Raw genomic sequence first — 13,511 nt, forward strand, 5'->3', positions numbered from 1 at the left:
TCAGCCGATGACCTGCGGAATGCTGCCGTAGAGCGACTGGATGTACTCCATGAACTTCTGCACCAGCCAGGGGCCGGCCACGATCAGGGTAATCAGCATCACCAACAGGCGCGGCAGGAAACCCAGGGTCTGTTCGTTGATCTGGGTGGCCGCCTGGAACATCGCCACGATCAAGCCGACCACCAGACTCGGAACCACCAGCACCGACACCATCAGCGTGGTCAGCCAGAGGGCATCGCGAAAAATATCAATTGCTACTTCAGGCGTCATGGCGCGCTACCCGTAAATATCTAGACACCACCAAAACTGCTGGCCAGGGTACCGATGATCAGCGCCCAGCCATCCACCAGCACGAACAGCATGATCTTGAACGGCAGGGAAATGATCAGCGGCGACAGCATCATCATACCCATCGCCATCAGCACACTGGCGACCACCAGGTCGATGATCAGGAACGGGATGAAGATCATGAAACCGATCTGGAACGCGGTCTTCAGCTCGGAGGTGACGAAGGCCGGCACGATGATGGTCAGCGGCGCCTGGTCGGGCGTAGCGATGTCGGTGCGCTTGGACAGGCGCATGAACAACTCCAGGTCACTGCTGCGAGTCTGGGCCAGCATGAAATCCTTGACCGGCCCCTGAGCCTTGAGCAACGCGTCCTGGGCCGTCATTTTCTCGGCGAGATAAGGCTGCAGGGCCTGCTGGTTGACCTTGTCGAACACCGGGGCCATGACGAACATGGTCAGGAACAGCGCCATGCCGGTGAGAATCTGGTTCGACGGTGTCTGCTGCAGGCCCAGGGCCTGGCGCAGGATCGAGAAGACGATGATGATCCGGGTGAAGCTGGTCATCAGGATGACGAACGCCGGGATGAAACTCAGCGCGGTCATGATCAGCAGGATCTGCAGGCTGACCGAATATTCCTGCTGTCCGTTGGCCCCGGTACCGAGGGTGATCGCCGGAATCGACAGCGGATCGGCGGCGAATGCCAGCGGCGCGGCGAGTACTAGCGCCAGGGTCAGGATGAAACGCAACGCAACCATCACTTCTTGTCCTTACCCAGCAATTCCATCAGGCGTTGGGCGAACTCCGGCGTCGCCGGCTCGCCACTCGTCACCTTGACCGGCTCCTTGAGTACATGCAGCGGCGTGATCGTACCCGGCGTCAGCCCCAGCAGAATCTGCTCGTTGCCCACCTGCACCAGAACCAGCCGGTCACGCGGCCCAAGCACCCGCGAGCCGATCAGCTCGATCACCTGGCCCTTGCCCGTCGGCCCCGACTGCTGCACACGCCGAATCAGCCAGGCCAGGACAAAGATCACGCCCAGCACCAGTAACAACCCCAGCACCAATTGCGTCAATTGTCCGGCCATCCCGCCACCGACCGTGGGCGCAACCGCTGCCGTGGCGACGGGCTCGGCCGCCAGCGCAGAAAACGGCAGCAACAGGAGGGCGCCGAGAAGCCTGCTCATTCAGCGCAACTTCTTGATGCGTTCGCTCGGGCTGATCACGTCGGTCAGACGGATGCCGAACTTTTCGTTCACCACCACCACCTCGCCATGGGCGATCAGGGTGCCGTTGACCAACACATCCAGCGGCTCGCCGGCCAGGCGATCCAGTTCGATCACCGAGCCCTGGTTGAGTTGCAGCAGGTTGCGGATATTGATATCGGTGCTGCCGACTTCCATGGAAATCGACACCGGGATGTCCAGGATCACGTCCAGGTTCGGCCCATCGAGCGTCACCGGTTCCTGGCTCCTCGGCGCACTGCCGAATTCTTCCATCGGCAGGCGGTTGGAGCCTGGAGCGGTGGCTGCATCGGCTGCCAGCAGCGCATCGATATCAGCCTGGCCGGATTCACCGGACTCTTCCAGGGCGGCCGCCCATTCGTCAGCCAGGGTCTGGTCGTTCATATCGTGTTCGTCAGCCATCAGTCATCCTCGGCGGGCAGAAATTCAGTTAACAGTACATGCCTGGTCGCGCGCTCAACGGCGCTCGATCGGCTCAATCACTTGCAGCGCCAGGTTGCCCTTGTGGGAACCGAGCTTGACCTTGAACGACGGCACGCCGTTGGCACGCATGACCATGTCCTCGGGCAGTTCCACCGGGATCACATCACCAGGCTGCATGTGCAGGATGTCCCGCAGGCGCAACTGGCGACGGGCCACGGTGGCACTGAGCGGCACGGCCACATCCAGCACGTCCTCGCGCAACGCCTTGACCCAGCGTTCGTCCTGGTCGTCCAGGTCCGACTGGAAACCGGCGTCGAGCATTTCGCGCACCGGCTCGATCATCGAGTAGGGCATGGTCACGTGCAGGTCGCCGCCACCGCCGTCGAGTTCGATGTGGAACGTGGAAACCACCACGGCCTCGCTCGGGCCGACGATGTTGGCCATGGCCGGGTTCACTTCCGAGTTGATGTACTCGAAGTTGACTTCCATGATCGCCTGCCAGGCTTCCTTCAGGTCGATGAAAGCCTGCTCGAGAACCATGCGAACCACGCGCAGCTCGGTCGGCGTGAACTCTCGGCCTTCGATCTTGGCGTGACGCCCGTCACCGCCGAAGAAGTTGTCCACCAACTTGAACACCAGCTTGGCGTCGAGAATGAACAGCGCGGTGCCGCGCAGGGGCTTGAGCTTGACCAGGTTGAGACTGGTCGGCACATACAGCGAGTGCACGTATTCGCCGAACTTCATTACCTGCACCCCGCCCACCGCCACGTCGGCGGAGCGGCGCAGCATGTTGAACATACTGATGCGGGTGTAGCGGGCGAAACGCTCGTTGATCATTTCCAGGGTCGGCATGCGTCCGCGGACGATGCGATCCTGGCTGGTCAGGTCATAGCTTTTGATACTGCCAGGGTCGGCAGCGCTTTCAGTCTGCACCAGACCGTCATCGACACCATGCAGGAGGGCATCGATCTCATCCTGGGACAGCAGGTCTTGCACGGCCATGTGATGATCCTACTGCAGCACGTAGTTAGTGAAGAGCAACTGTTCGACCACAACCTTGCCGACCTCTTTCTGGGCCACTTCCTGCACGCTGGCAGTGGCCTTCTGGCGCAGCAGTTCCTGGCCGACCGGAGTCGCGAGGGTTTCGTAGGTCTGCCCGGAAAAGAGCATGACCAGGTTGTTGCGGATGACCGGCATATGGACACGCAGGGCTTCCAGGTCGGCCTGGTTGCGCCCCAGCAGGGTGATGCTCACCTGCATGTAGCGCTGGCGGCCGCTGGCATCCTTGAAGTTGGCGACGAAGGCTGGTGCCATCGGCTCATAGATCGCCGGCTGCTTGCCGGTCGGGGCCGCCTCGGCATGTGCCTCGGCCGCCGGTTTGCTCTGGGCGCTGTGCATGAAGTACCAGGTCGCCCCCACGGAGGCACCGATGGCCAACAGCAAGGCCGCCACGATCACGATAATCAGCTTGAGTTTGCTTTTCCCGCCGGGTTCTTTTGTCGCTGCCGCTTCGCTCTTCGCCATGCCAATAATCCGTCACTATTCGGTTTTTCACAGTCGCATGGCAAGGCAGGAGCAAGTGTTATGCCAGAGTTGGCGCGAATGGGGAGGAAATGGCGTGGCGAGCAGGCTTCACCACGCTCGGCTGCGCAGCAGTCGCAAGGTGAGCCGCCTCGACCTCACTGATACATCAGGCCTGCCGGTTGCTGGGCTGCCTTGCAGCCCGACATGGGTAAACCCGCTTACTACGAGGTTGCTCTGACCAGCCAGCAGTGCGCAGAAATCAAGCGTAGTAGTCGACCGCACTGGAGCCCACTACCACGCTGGCGTTGGCGGCCGCCGATGCAGCCTCGCCCACGGCAGCGACAGACAGGTCGTCATCGCCGCCATCCACGCGACCACCACCGCGGTTGCTGCCCTTCTGGGCCTGCTGTTGCTGCTGTTGATCCTGGCCCTGTCCAGCCCAACCGCGCGCCTGGTCGGACACACTGACATCAGCCTGTCCAAGCCCCTGCTGCTGGAGCATTTCGCGCAAGCGGAACATGTTGCCTTCCAGCGCGTCGCGAACCCCGGCATGACCGCTGATGAAACTGATCTGCGCCGCCTGGTCGGCCGACATGTTGACCTTGATATCCAACCTGCCCAGCTCGGCTGGCTCCAGCTGGATATCGGCCGACTTGAGATTGGCGCTGGACAGGTACATGACCCGGTTGACCACTTCCTCGGTCCAGCCACTCTGGTGCATGGCCAACGGCTGGTTGACCGGCAATGCATTGGCGGTCTTGGGTACCGCTGCCTGGGTCAGGGCCGCCAGACGATTGGCGAAATCATCGACACGGGTGTCGCTGGAGGCGCTTTTCAGATCCTTAAGGCCATCCTCAATCAAACCCTTGAAGGATTTTTCGCCACCCTGCTCGGTGGTGCCGGCGTCAGTTTTCTGATCGACCAGCATGGCCACGCTGCTGGCCTGGTTCTGTGCCAGGGTCGGATCCTGCTCACTATTGCCGCTGGTCTTGGTGGTGGTCGACTGGCTGGCGGCCGACACGTGACCGCCCTGCTCCATCGCCAGGCGCACGGCCGGCAGGTTGTCCAGCGGGTCGGAAGTCGGGTCGAAATCACTGTCGCTGGCCGGCGTGGTGGTCGCCTGCACCGTTGCCGCCACCGAGGCAGCGGCCAACGGCGTTTCGACGACAGCTTGCACAACAGGAGCGGCCGCTGGCGGCGTTTCAGGAGCCGGAGCCGGTGTCGTGGCAGCAGCCTGGATCAGCGCCGGATCGACAGTTGGGTCCACCGGCGCGGCATCAGCCACCGGCGTACTGCTGGCGCTATTCTTGTCGCTGTCGTCGGAGCTTGCCTGGTCACCATTGCCCGCTTGGGTGGTATCACCAGAAACCTTGTCGTCGGCCTTGTTGGCAGGCAAGGAGTTGCCGCTATCGGCAACGGCAGGCTTTGCCGCATCGTCCTTCTTGCTGGCGACCACGTCTTTTTTTGCCGGTACGGCAGAGCTGTTTTCCCGGCTCGACTTGACCGGCGCTTCGGCTACCTTGGCCGGTTTGTCCTGGGTGTCCTTGTAGACCTGGGCAAAGCTGGACCCGTTGTCCTTGGGCTGCGCAGCCGGAGTCGGCTGACTGCTGGCGAGGTCCACCTTGGACTTGGCCGCAGCGGTGGCCTGAAGAAAAGGGTTGGGAGCGAGGGGCATAACAATCTCCGCTGCACAGGGATCATGGATTCGATGCAGAGAGCACAAGCAAGGTTTGGGCCAGCTTTCCCAAATACCACCGACTATTGCTTGACCGGGAACCGCTCGCGCTCGCGCGCATACAGGTAGCGCACCTGCTCATATTCCTGGTCGATCTGCCCGAGCAGTTCCTCGATACCGGCCAATGACAATTGTGCGGCGCGCTCTTCCAGTTGCCGGCAAAGGTCGGCCAGCTGCAGCGCGCCCATGTTGCCGCTGCTGCCCTTGAAGCTGTGCGCCACCAAACCCAACTCGGCCCGATCGGTGGCTTGGTGCAACTGGCCCAGGCGCTTTTCCGAATCCGTGAGAAAGGTGTCCAGCAGCACCGGATACTCATCCTCCATGACTTCCTGCAAGGCGCTGAGCACTTCGTAGTCGAGGTGTTCTTCCTGATTGACGCTCACTGATTCGCTCCCTGATCAACACCCGTGAATTATGCCTGAGGCTCCCACGAGAACTCCACGTGGGCGCACCTGCCGCCCTTGGACCACCGGGCGCAGTGACTCAGTTGCCGGATCAGGCCAACTCCCCTACCCGACAAGCGCCCGACCTCAAGCGGCCGCTCCATGAGACGCTCGAAATCGAAACCGGCTCCACTGTCCTCGACTTCGATGGACAAACGCCCTCCTGCGCCCTCCGGGATCACTCGCAAACTGACCCGGACAAAGCCCTCATCCAGGCCAAGCAGACGCTCGTTGCGCTGCTCATAGTACTGCGCGAATCCGCTGATATCCCGCTTGAGGCTTGACTCCAGCCCCAGTACGCCATGCTCCAGGGCATTGGAATACAGCTCGGCCAACACGGTGTACAAGGGCCCGCTGAGACCGCGCAAGCCATGCACTTCCATCAGCAACTGCAACAGGTAGGGCAGCGGATTGAAACGCCGCAACGTCGCCGCGCGAAACTCGAAGTTCACCGACCAGTCCAGCGGACAGGACTCGCCGCTGTCGGAATAGATCACGGTCGCCGGCAACTGCGTGCCCGCGTCGGGCAAACCGATCTCGACCAGGCTGATATCGTCGCGCACCACGCCGCCGAACTGCCGGAGCGCCTCCTGGACCTCCTCGAACAGCCGGTCCGGGTCCTGGTTGCGCTCGAACACCTGATGCAAGCGCTCCACACCAAACAACTGCTCCTCGAAGTTGCAGGTATCGATCACGCCGTCCGACAACAGGAAGATCCGATCCCCCGGGACCATCGGGTAAACCTCGGTCTGGTCATCGAAGGCCTTCGCCCCGAGTACGCCCAACGGCAAGTGCCGGGCCACCAGCGGCCGGCGCTCGCCCGAGGCGATATCGTGCAGATAGCCATCGGGCATGCCGCCATTCCACACCTCGACCACTCGCCGCTGCGGGCTCAGGCGCAGCAACGTGGCGCAGCAGAACATGTCCACCGGCAGGATGCGCTTGAGCTTGGCGTTCATCTCCCGCAGGGTCTCCGACAAGCCGTAGCCCTTGGCGGTCATGCCATAGAAGACTTCCGCCAGCGGCATCGCCCCAACGGCAGCGGGCAGGCCGTGGCCGGTGAAATCCCCCAGCAGGATATGCATGTCGCCACCCGGGGTGTAGGCCGCCAACAACAGGTCGCCGTTGAACAGCGCATAGGGCGATTGCAGGTAACGGATGTTCGGCGCCCGCAGGCAGCCGGAGTGGGCGACCTTGTCGAACACCGCCTTGGCCACCCGCTGCTCGTTGAGCAGGTAGTCGTGGTGCTGGGCAATCAGGTCGCGCTGCTGCAGCACCGTGGCCTGCAATCGGCGCAGACGATCCATGGCCTTGATCTTGGCGGCCAGGATGATCCGGTTGTAGGGCTTTGCCAGGAAGTCGTCACCACCCGCGTCGAGGCAGCGCGCCAATGCGCTGCTTTCGCTCAGGGAAGTAAGAAAAATGATCGGCACCAACGACTCGCCGGCCAACCGCTTGATCCGGCGCGCGGCTTCGAAGCCGTCCATCACCGGCATCAGCGCATCCATCAGCACCAATTGCGGACGCTGTGCCTGGAAGACCTCGACCGCCTCGGCACCATTGCTGGCAGTCAGCACCGCGTGCCCCTGACGTCGCACGATGCTCGACAGCAATAACCGGTCAGCCGCGCCATCTTCGGCGATCAGCACCGTCAGCGGCTCTTCATCGGCCTGCATGATGCTCAAGCGATGTCGAAGAGCTTGTCGAAATTGGAAATGGCGAGGATCTTGCGCACGTCCGAATTGCTGTTGATCACGCGGATATCAGCGGTATCGCCACCGGCATGATCCCGTAACAGCAACAACATGCCCAGGGCCGAGCTGTCGAGGTAGGTAGCATCCTTCAGATCGACGACGACCGAGTCGGGCCTGGTATGAACCCGCTCATACGAATCGCGAAATTCCTGATGCTTGCCAAAATCGAAGCGCCCCTTGATGGAGATCGTCAATTTCCTGCCGTTATCAGTTACTGCAGACTCTACAGCCATGATCCAGCTTCCTTGTCAGTGGCAATGTGTACAAGGTTTAGCACCCCGCTGACGCCAGGGCAACCAAGCCCGTCAAAATACCTGCGGTTCAGTAGGCGCTCTGGCGCGGCAGGCGCTGGGACAACTCGTCCAGCAGCTTCTGCTCGCGCTTGTCTTCCAGCACGCGAGCTTCCTCGATATAGCGCTGGACCAGTTTGCGCAGGCCTTCGACGCGGGCATAGGCCTCCTGCCAGACCACCCGGCCCTTGTCGAGGTTGTTCTGGTGCCAGGCCAGACTCTGACGCTGCTGGGCCACCGCAGTGTCCAACTGGCTGAGAAACTGCTGGTAGCCCAGCAGCCACTGGCTGGAGACACCGTGACGGCCACGCTCGATCCACTGCTCCTGGTACTGCAGGCGAAACCCCTCGAGGTCGGCCAGCTTGTTCTGCGCCAGTTGCACCTGGCCTTGAAAGTAGCCCAGCCGCTGGGCAGCGGTGCGCTCCTTGCTCTCGGCCATCTCGACCACCGGCGCCAGGCGCGCGGCACGACTCTGGGCCATGGCCGGATCAGCCGCCCGCCGCCGGGGCGAAGATCGTCGACAGGTGCGCGTCGCTCTCGCCAAGGCTGACGTTATCGTTGAGGCCCTGGCGCAGGTACTGCACCATCGCCGGCTGCAAGGCGATTGCGGTATCGGTCTCGCGGTCGCCACCCGCCACATAGGCACCGACGCTGATCAGGTCACGTGCCTGCTGGTAGCGCGACCAGAGCTGCTTGAAATATTGCGCACGCTTCATGTGTTCGAGACTGATCACCGCCGGCATGACCCGGCTGATGGACGCCTCGATGTCGATAGCCGGATAGTGCCCTTCCTCGGCCAGGCGCCGGGACAGCACGATATGGCCGTCGAGCACACCCCGCGCCGAGTCGGCAATCGGGTCCTGCTGGTCATCGCCTTCCGACAGCACGGTGTAGAAGGCCGTAATCGAACCGCCACCAGCCTCGGCGTTACCGGCCCGCTCCACCAGTTTCGGCAGCTTGGCGAACACCGAAGGTGGATAGCCCTTGGTCGCCGGCGGCTCGCCGATGGCCAGGGCGATTTCCCGCTGGGCCTGGGCAAAACGGGTCAGCGAATCCATCAGCAACAGGACATTCTTGCCCTTGTCGCGAAAATATTCGGCGATCCGCGTGCAGTACATGGCCGCCCGCAGGCGCATCAGTGGTGCATCGTCGGCAGGCGAAGCGACCACCACTGAACGCTTGAGCCCTTCCTCGCCGAGGATGTGCTCGATGAACTCCTTCACCTCGCGGCCCCGCTCGCCGATCAGCCCGACGACGATGATGTCGGCCTCGGTGAACCGGGTCATCATGCCGAGCAACACGCTCTTGCCGACGCCGGTACCGGCGAACAGCCCCAGGCGCTGGCCACGGCCGACCGTCAATAATCCGTTGATGCTGCGAATGCCCACATCCAGCGGCTGATGGATCGGGTCACGATTGAGCGGGTTGATCGTCGGCCCATCCAGCGGCACCCAGTCCTCGGCCTTCATCCCACCCTTGCCGTCCAACGCCCGCCCGGCACCATCGAGGACCCGGCCAAGCATGGCCATGCCCATCGGCAGGCGACCGGTATCGGCCAGGGGCACGACCCGCGCGCCCGGCGCGATGCCGGCGACGCTGCCCACCGGCATCAGGAATACCTTGTTGCCGGAAAAGCCCATGACCTCGGCTTCGACCTGTACCGGGTGGTAACTGTCGTCGTTGATCACCACGCACCGGGCGCCCATGGCCGCTCTCAGCCCCTCGGCTTCGAGGGTAAGGCCGACCATGCGCAACAGCCGCCCTTCGAGAATCGGCTGTCCCGGCAGGTCGATCGCATCGGCGTAAGTGCTCAAGCGCTTGCCGAAGCTGGTTCGCTCAAGACGCATCGGCGGGTTCCGGGGTGCCCAATGGCACGTGGAAGTCGCCCAGGTCGACGGCGAGGTCGGGCTGGGCCGGGTGCAGGGATTGTTCGTGCAGTTGGTCGAACAGTTGCGCGATCGCCTGTTCGATGCGCGTTTCGACACTCGCGTCGATCCGGCTGTGCTCGGTCTCGACCCGGCATCCGCCGGCCATCAAGGCTTCGTCCTCGACGATGCGCCAGCTGGCTTCATGGCGCTCGCGCAAGGCCTTGACCTGCTCGAAATCCTGGGGATTGACGTACAGCCGTACGTTCCCGGCGTCGAGCGGCAGCAATTTCAGCGCCTCACGCAGAACATGCTCGATCTGGCTGGAATCGGTCTTGAGTTCGCGCTGGATGACCTGGCGGGTAATGTGCCCGACCAAGCCCACCAGGGTCTTCTCGATCTGCTGGTCCTGGTCGGCGATAGGCTGGAACAGGTTGCTCATCAACCGCTCAAGGTTCGCCAGCTTGACGCCCAGGGCCACCTCGGCTTCCTGGCGGACCTTGATCTGGGTGCTGTGGAAGCCCTCCCGCTCACCCACTGCGAAGCCTTCGTTATAGGCTTCCTGGCGAATGGTCTCGAGTTCTTCGAGGGTCAGTGGCTGGACTTCCTCCAGCGGCACTTCCTCGATCTCGGCCTGCGGTTCTTCCTCGGGCTCCGGCTCGGGTTCTTCGACATGCGGATCGAAACTGGGCAACGACCACAAGTCGAAGCCGCTGACATCCCGCGCGCGGATCAGATCGGTTGGATCAGTCATGGTTGATCCTTAGATCATCTCTTCGCCGCCCTTGCCACCGAGCACGATTTCTCCGGCTTCGGCCATACGGCGGGCGATGGTGAGGATTTCCTTCTGCGCGGTTTCCACATCGCTGACGCGGACCGGGCCCTTGGCCTCGAGGTCGTCGCGCAACAGTTCCGCCGCACGCTTGGACATGTTCTTGAAGATCTTTTCCTTGATGTTCTCGTCGGAGCCCTTGAGCGCCAGCACCAGGACATCCGAAGACACCTCGCGCAGCAGCGCCTGGATACCGCGGTCGTCGACATCGGCCAGGTTGTTGAAGACGAACATGAGGTCTTCGATCTGGGTCGACAGGTCCTCGTCCACTTCGCGAATCGAGTCCATGAGCTGGCCTTCGATCGAGCTGTCGAGGAAGTTCATGATATCCGCAGCACGCTTGATACCACCCAAGGTGGTACGGGCCGCGTTGGAGTTGCCGGAGAACTGTTTCTCCAGAATCTGGTTGAGTTCCTTCAGCGCCGCCGGCTGAACGGTGTTCAGCGAGGAAACCCGCAGGATGATGTCCAGGCGGACCTTGTGGTCGAAGTTGTTCAGGACTTCACCGGCCTGGTCCGGGTCGAGGTAAGCGACCACGATCGCCTGGATCTGTGGGTGCTCGTAGCGAATGACGTCGGCCACGGCACGTGGCTCCATCCACTTGAGGCTGTCCAGGCCACTGGTGTTGCCACCGAGCAGGATGCGGTCGATCAGGCCGTTGGCCTTGTCCTCGCCCAGGGCCTGGGTGAGCATCTTGCGCACATAGTCGTCTGAACCAACGCCCAGGCTGGTCTGGTCGCCGACGATGTCGACGAACTCGCTCATGACCTGTTCGACCTGTTCGCGATGCACGTTACGCATCTGCGCCATGGCCACGCCAACACGCTGGACCTCCTTGGGCCCCATGTGACGCAATACCTGAGCAGCATCGGCCGAACCCAGCGACAGCAGCAAAATCGCGGCTTTATCGACCCGGGTCAGCTTCTGGGTGACTGCGGCGTTATTACTCATCGGCGTTAATCCACTCTTTGACGACCTGTGCCACACGGCCCGGATCTTCGGCTACCAGACTCTTGATGGCGTTCAACTGCGCGTCATAACCTTCGCTCGGGCTCGGCAGCAGGATGCTCTGCGGACCGCCAAGGCTCACGCGATCGTTGCCCAGCTCACCATCCAGACCGCCCATGCCACCGAGTTCGACGTCGCTGCCAAGGCCGGCCAGCTGCTTGCTCTTGCCACCGTTGGTGATGTTGTTGAGCACCGGACGCAGCACGCCGAACACCAGGACCAGGATGAACAACACACCCAGCACCTGTTTGACCACATCCCAGAACCAGGGTTGCGAGTAAAACGGAATATCGGCAATCACTTCCCCACGCTCGGCGGAGAACGGCACGTTGATCACGCTCACACTGTCGCCGCGGCTGGCGTCGAAACCGACGGCGTCCTGGACCAGGCGGGTGAAGCGCGCCAATTCGTCGGCGCTCCAGGGGGCCCGGGTGGTTTCGCCGTTGGCGGCGTTGACCTTGACCTGGTCGTCGACCACCACCGCCACCGACAGACGGGTCAGGCGACCCTGCTGCTGCTTGGTATGGCTGATGGAACGGTCCAGCTCGAAGTTCTTGGTCGATTGTTGACGCTTGTCCGACGGATACGGCGCGAGCATCGGCTGGCCGGTAGCCGGATCCATGATCTGCTGGCCGTTGGCATCGAGCAGCGGCTGGCCCGGCTGCACGGCGCTGGCCGAAGTGGCCGCACCACCGGTGGTCTGTGGCGCCGAAGCTGGTGCTGGCGGCTGGTTGCTCAAGGCACCAGGCACACCCTGCGGACCGTTGCTGGCGGTGCGTTGTTCGCTGGTCGACTGCTCGCTGCGCAACGCCGGTTGATCCGGGTTGAACTGCTCGGAGGTCGATTCGACCGCGCTGAAGTCCACGTCAGCCGACACTTCGGCCTTGTAGCGATCGTTGCCCAGGACCGGTTGCAGGATGTTGTGCACGCGCTGGGTCAGCATGCTTTCCATGCGGCGGCTGTAGTCGAACTGCTTGCCGGCCATGGTCAATTCAGTGTTCTGCGCCTGGTCGGAGAGCAGGTTGCCCTTCTGGTCGACCACGGTGATCTGCGACTTGTTCAGTTCGGGAACACTGGTGGCCACCAGGTTGATGATCGCCACCACCTGGCCCGGTTCGAGGGAGCGGCCAGGGTAGAGCTCAACCAGTACCGAGGCGCTGGGCTTGCGCTCGTCACGGACGAATACCGAGCTTTTCGGAATCGCCAGGTGCACGCGGGCCGCCTTGACGTTGTTCAGGCTGGAGATGGTGCGGGCCAGTTCGCCTTCGAGACCACGGCGGTAGCGGGTCGCTTCCATGAACTGGCTGGTGCCCAGGCCCTGGTCCTTGTCGAGGATCTCGAAACCGATGGTGCCGTCGCTCGGCGTCACGCCGGCGGACGCCAATTTCAGGCGCGCACGGGACACGTCTTCGGCCTTGACCAGCAGCGCACCGGAATTCGGTTCGACGGTGTAGGGGATGTCCGCCGCCGCCAGGGTTTCGGTGACCTGCTTGGCATCCATACCGGCCAGGCTGCCGTAGAGCGGCCGGTAGTCAGGTTGCTGGGACCACAACACCACGGCAAAACCAATCGCCACGCTGGCAGCCAGGCCGACCATGAGGCCGACCTGACGCAGCATGGTCATCTCGGAAAGGTTTTCCAGAAAGGACAAACCGAACAGCGGCTTGCTCTCTGTCGCACCGGCCTTGGCCGGTACGTTATCGGCGACTGCTTCTGCCATGACTCAATCTCGCCCTTAAACCGGCATCTGCATGATGTCTTGATACGCCTGGACCAACTTGTTGCGGACCTGGGTCAAGGCCTGGAACGAGACGCTGGCTTTCTGCGAGGAAATCATCACATCCGTCAGGTCGACGCCGCTCTTGCCGATTTCGAAGGCATTGGCCAGCTGCGACGAAGCCTGCTGGGTCTCGTTGACCTTGCCGACAGCCTGGCCAAGCAGGTCGGCAAAGCTGCTGCCGGCGACTTCTGGTGCGGCCACAGCCGACTTCGGTTGGGCCATGGCATCCATTTGCATGGCGCGCATGTCCAACATCAACCGATTAAATTCAATACCCTGGCTCATGAACTACTCTCTCCGGCGACCTGCAATTTTTTGACACTCGTGCA

16 protein-coding genes are annotated in these 13,511 nt (G+C 62.4%); all 16 read right to left on the bottom strand.

What is annotated here, in order from left to right:
* The 16 genes from fliQ to fliE all read right to left on the bottom strand — a co-directional run bounded on the left by fliQ (position 1) and on the right by fliE (position 13,467).
* The gene (gene fliQ / locus AC6I6U_RS27855) at positions 1-270 is read right to left on the bottom strand and encodes a flagellar biosynthesis protein FliQ (RefSeq protein WP_497879193.1); all 270 of its coding nucleotides are present in this window, start codon (positions 268-270) and stop codon (positions 1-3) included.
* A gap of 20 nt (positions 271-290) precedes the next feature.
* Complete coding sequence (gene fliP / locus AC6I6U_RS27860) at positions 291-1,043, bottom strand: flagellar type III secretion system pore protein FliP (protein ID WP_497879194.1); 753 nt, start codon at positions 1,041-1,043, stop codon at positions 291-293.
* On the bottom strand, positions 1,043-1,471 hold the full coding sequence (fliO, locus tag AC6I6U_RS27865) for a flagellar biosynthetic protein FliO (RefSeq protein WP_497879195.1): 429 nt from the start codon (positions 1,469-1,471) through the stop codon (positions 1,043-1,045). Before fliO ends, fliP begins: the two co-directional genes overlap by 1 nt.
* Entirely contained in the window at positions 1,472-1,930 is a 459-nt protein-coding gene (fliN, locus tag AC6I6U_RS27870) for a flagellar motor switch protein FliN (protein WP_497879196.1), read from the bottom strand.
* Between the two features lie 54 nt (positions 1,931-1,984).
* Positions 1,985-2,953 (bottom strand): flagellar motor switch protein FliM, encoded by a 969-nt coding sequence (gene fliM / locus AC6I6U_RS27875; RefSeq protein WP_497879197.1) that lies wholly within the window; start codon positions 2,951-2,953, stop codon positions 1,985-1,987.
* Positions 2,954-2,962: 9 nt separating this feature from the next.
* Positions 2,963-3,475 (bottom strand): flagellar basal body-associated protein FliL, encoded by a 513-nt coding sequence (gene fliL / locus AC6I6U_RS27880; RefSeq protein WP_497879198.1) that lies wholly within the window; start codon positions 3,473-3,475, stop codon positions 2,963-2,965.
* 259 nt (positions 3,476-3,734) lie between these two features.
* On the bottom strand, positions 3,735-5,150 hold the full coding sequence (locus AC6I6U_RS27885) for a flagellar hook-length control protein FliK (protein WP_497879199.1): 1,416 nt from the start codon (positions 5,148-5,150) through the stop codon (positions 3,735-3,737).
* Positions 5,151-5,233: 83 nt separating this feature from the next.
* Positions 5,234-5,593 carry an Hpt domain-containing protein gene (locus AC6I6U_RS27890; RefSeq protein WP_497879200.1) on the bottom strand — a complete coding sequence of 120 codons (360 nt, stop codon included), beginning with the start codon at positions 5,591-5,593 and terminating at the stop codon, positions 5,234-5,236.
* 29 nt (positions 5,594-5,622) lie between these two features.
* Positions 5,623-7,329: an ATP-binding SpoIIE family protein phosphatase gene (locus tag AC6I6U_RS27895; protein ID WP_497879201.1), complete on the bottom strand. Its 1,707-nt coding sequence runs from the start codon at positions 7,327-7,329 to the stop codon at positions 5,623-5,625.
* 5 nt (positions 7,330-7,334) lie between these two features.
* Complete coding sequence (locus AC6I6U_RS27900; protein WP_497879202.1) at positions 7,335-7,640, bottom strand: STAS domain-containing protein; 306 nt, start codon at positions 7,638-7,640, stop codon at positions 7,335-7,337.
* A gap of 88 nt (positions 7,641-7,728) precedes the next feature.
* Positions 7,729-8,178 (bottom strand): flagellar export protein FliJ, encoded by a 450-nt coding sequence (fliJ, locus tag AC6I6U_RS27905; protein WP_497879203.1) that lies wholly within the window; start codon positions 8,176-8,178, stop codon positions 7,729-7,731.
* A 7-nt stretch (positions 8,179-8,185) separates the two neighbouring features.
* The gene (gene fliI / locus AC6I6U_RS27910; protein WP_497879204.1) at positions 8,186-9,544 is read right to left on the bottom strand and encodes a flagellar protein export ATPase FliI; all 1,359 of its coding nucleotides are present in this window, start codon (positions 9,542-9,544) and stop codon (positions 8,186-8,188) included.
* The gene (gene fliH, locus AC6I6U_RS27915) at positions 9,534-10,316 is read right to left on the bottom strand and encodes a flagellar assembly protein FliH (protein WP_497879205.1); all 783 of its coding nucleotides are present in this window, start codon (positions 10,314-10,316) and stop codon (positions 9,534-9,536) included. The genes fliI and fliH overlap by 11 nt, the downstream gene beginning before the upstream one ends.
* A 9-nt stretch (positions 10,317-10,325) precedes the next feature.
* The gene (gene fliG / locus AC6I6U_RS27920) at positions 10,326-11,345 is read right to left on the bottom strand and encodes a flagellar motor switch protein FliG (RefSeq protein ID WP_497879206.1); all 1,020 of its coding nucleotides are present in this window, start codon (positions 11,343-11,345) and stop codon (positions 10,326-10,328) included.
* Positions 11,338-13,122 (bottom strand): flagellar basal-body MS-ring/collar protein FliF, encoded by a 1,785-nt coding sequence (gene fliF / locus AC6I6U_RS27925; protein ID WP_497879207.1) that lies wholly within the window; start codon positions 13,120-13,122, stop codon positions 11,338-11,340. The genes fliG and fliF overlap by 8 nt, the downstream gene beginning before the upstream one ends.
* A gap of 15 nt (positions 13,123-13,137) precedes the next feature.
* A complete protein-coding gene (fliE, locus tag AC6I6U_RS27930) occupies positions 13,138-13,467 on the bottom strand; it encodes a flagellar hook-basal body complex protein FliE (protein WP_010449930.1) in 330 nt (109 codons plus the stop codon).
* Positions 13,468-13,511 lie beyond the last annotated feature (44 nt).

It is taken from the genome of Pseudomonas sp. UTLPPB19802 (assembly GCF_059730225.1).

Bases quoted from the DNA above. Each gene is read 5' to 3' on its own strand.
- fliQ (WP_497879193.1), bottom strand. From the start codon at position 270: ATGACGCCTGAAGTAGCAATTGATATTTTTCGCGATGCCCTCTGGCTG.
- fliP (WP_497879194.1), bottom strand. From the start codon at position 1,043: ATGGTTGCGTTGCGTTTCATCCTGACCCTGGCGCTAGTACTCGCCGCG.
- fliO (WP_497879195.1), bottom strand. From the start codon at position 1,471: ATGAGCAGGCTTCTCGGCGCCCTCCTGTTGCTGCCGTTTTCTGCGCTG.
- fliN (WP_497879196.1), bottom strand. From the start codon at position 1,930: ATGGCTGACGAACACGATATGAACGACCAGACCCTGGCTGACGAATGG.
- fliM (WP_497879197.1), bottom strand. From the start codon at position 2,953: ATGGCCGTGCAAGACCTGCTGTCCCAGGATGAGATCGATGCCCTCCTG.
- fliL (WP_497879198.1), bottom strand. From the start codon at position 3,475: ATGGCGAAGAGCGAAGCGGCAGCGACAAAAGAACCCGGCGGGAAAAGC.
- AC6I6U_RS27885 (WP_497879199.1), bottom strand. From the start codon at position 5,150: ATGCCCCTCGCTCCCAACCCTTTTCTTCAGGCCACCGCTGCGGCCAAG.
- AC6I6U_RS27895 (WP_497879201.1), bottom strand. From the start codon at position 7,329: ATGCAGGCCGATGAAGAGCCGCTGACGGTGCTGATCGCCGAAGATGGC.
- AC6I6U_RS27900 (WP_497879202.1), bottom strand. From the start codon at position 7,640: ATGGCTGTAGAGTCTGCAGTAACTGATAACGGCAGGAAATTGACGATC.
- fliJ (WP_497879203.1), bottom strand. From the start codon at position 8,178: ATGGCCCAGAGTCGTGCCGCGCGCCTGGCGCCGGTGGTCGAGATGGCC.
- fliI (WP_497879204.1), bottom strand. From the start codon at position 9,544: ATGCGTCTTGAGCGAACCAGCTTCGGCAAGCGCTTGAGCACTTACGCC.
- fliH (WP_497879205.1), bottom strand. From the start codon at position 10,316: ATGACTGATCCAACCGATCTGATCCGCGCGCGGGATGTCAGCGGCTTC.
- fliG (WP_497879206.1), bottom strand. From the start codon at position 11,345: ATGAGTAATAACGCCGCAGTCACCCAGAAGCTGACCCGGGTCGATAAA.
- fliF (WP_497879207.1), bottom strand. From the start codon at position 13,122: ATGGCAGAAGCAGTCGCCGATAACGTACCGGCCAAGGCCGGTGCGACA.
- fliE (WP_010449930.1), bottom strand. From the start codon at position 13,467: ATGAGCCAGGGTATTGAATTTAATCGGTTGATGTTGGACATGCGCGCC.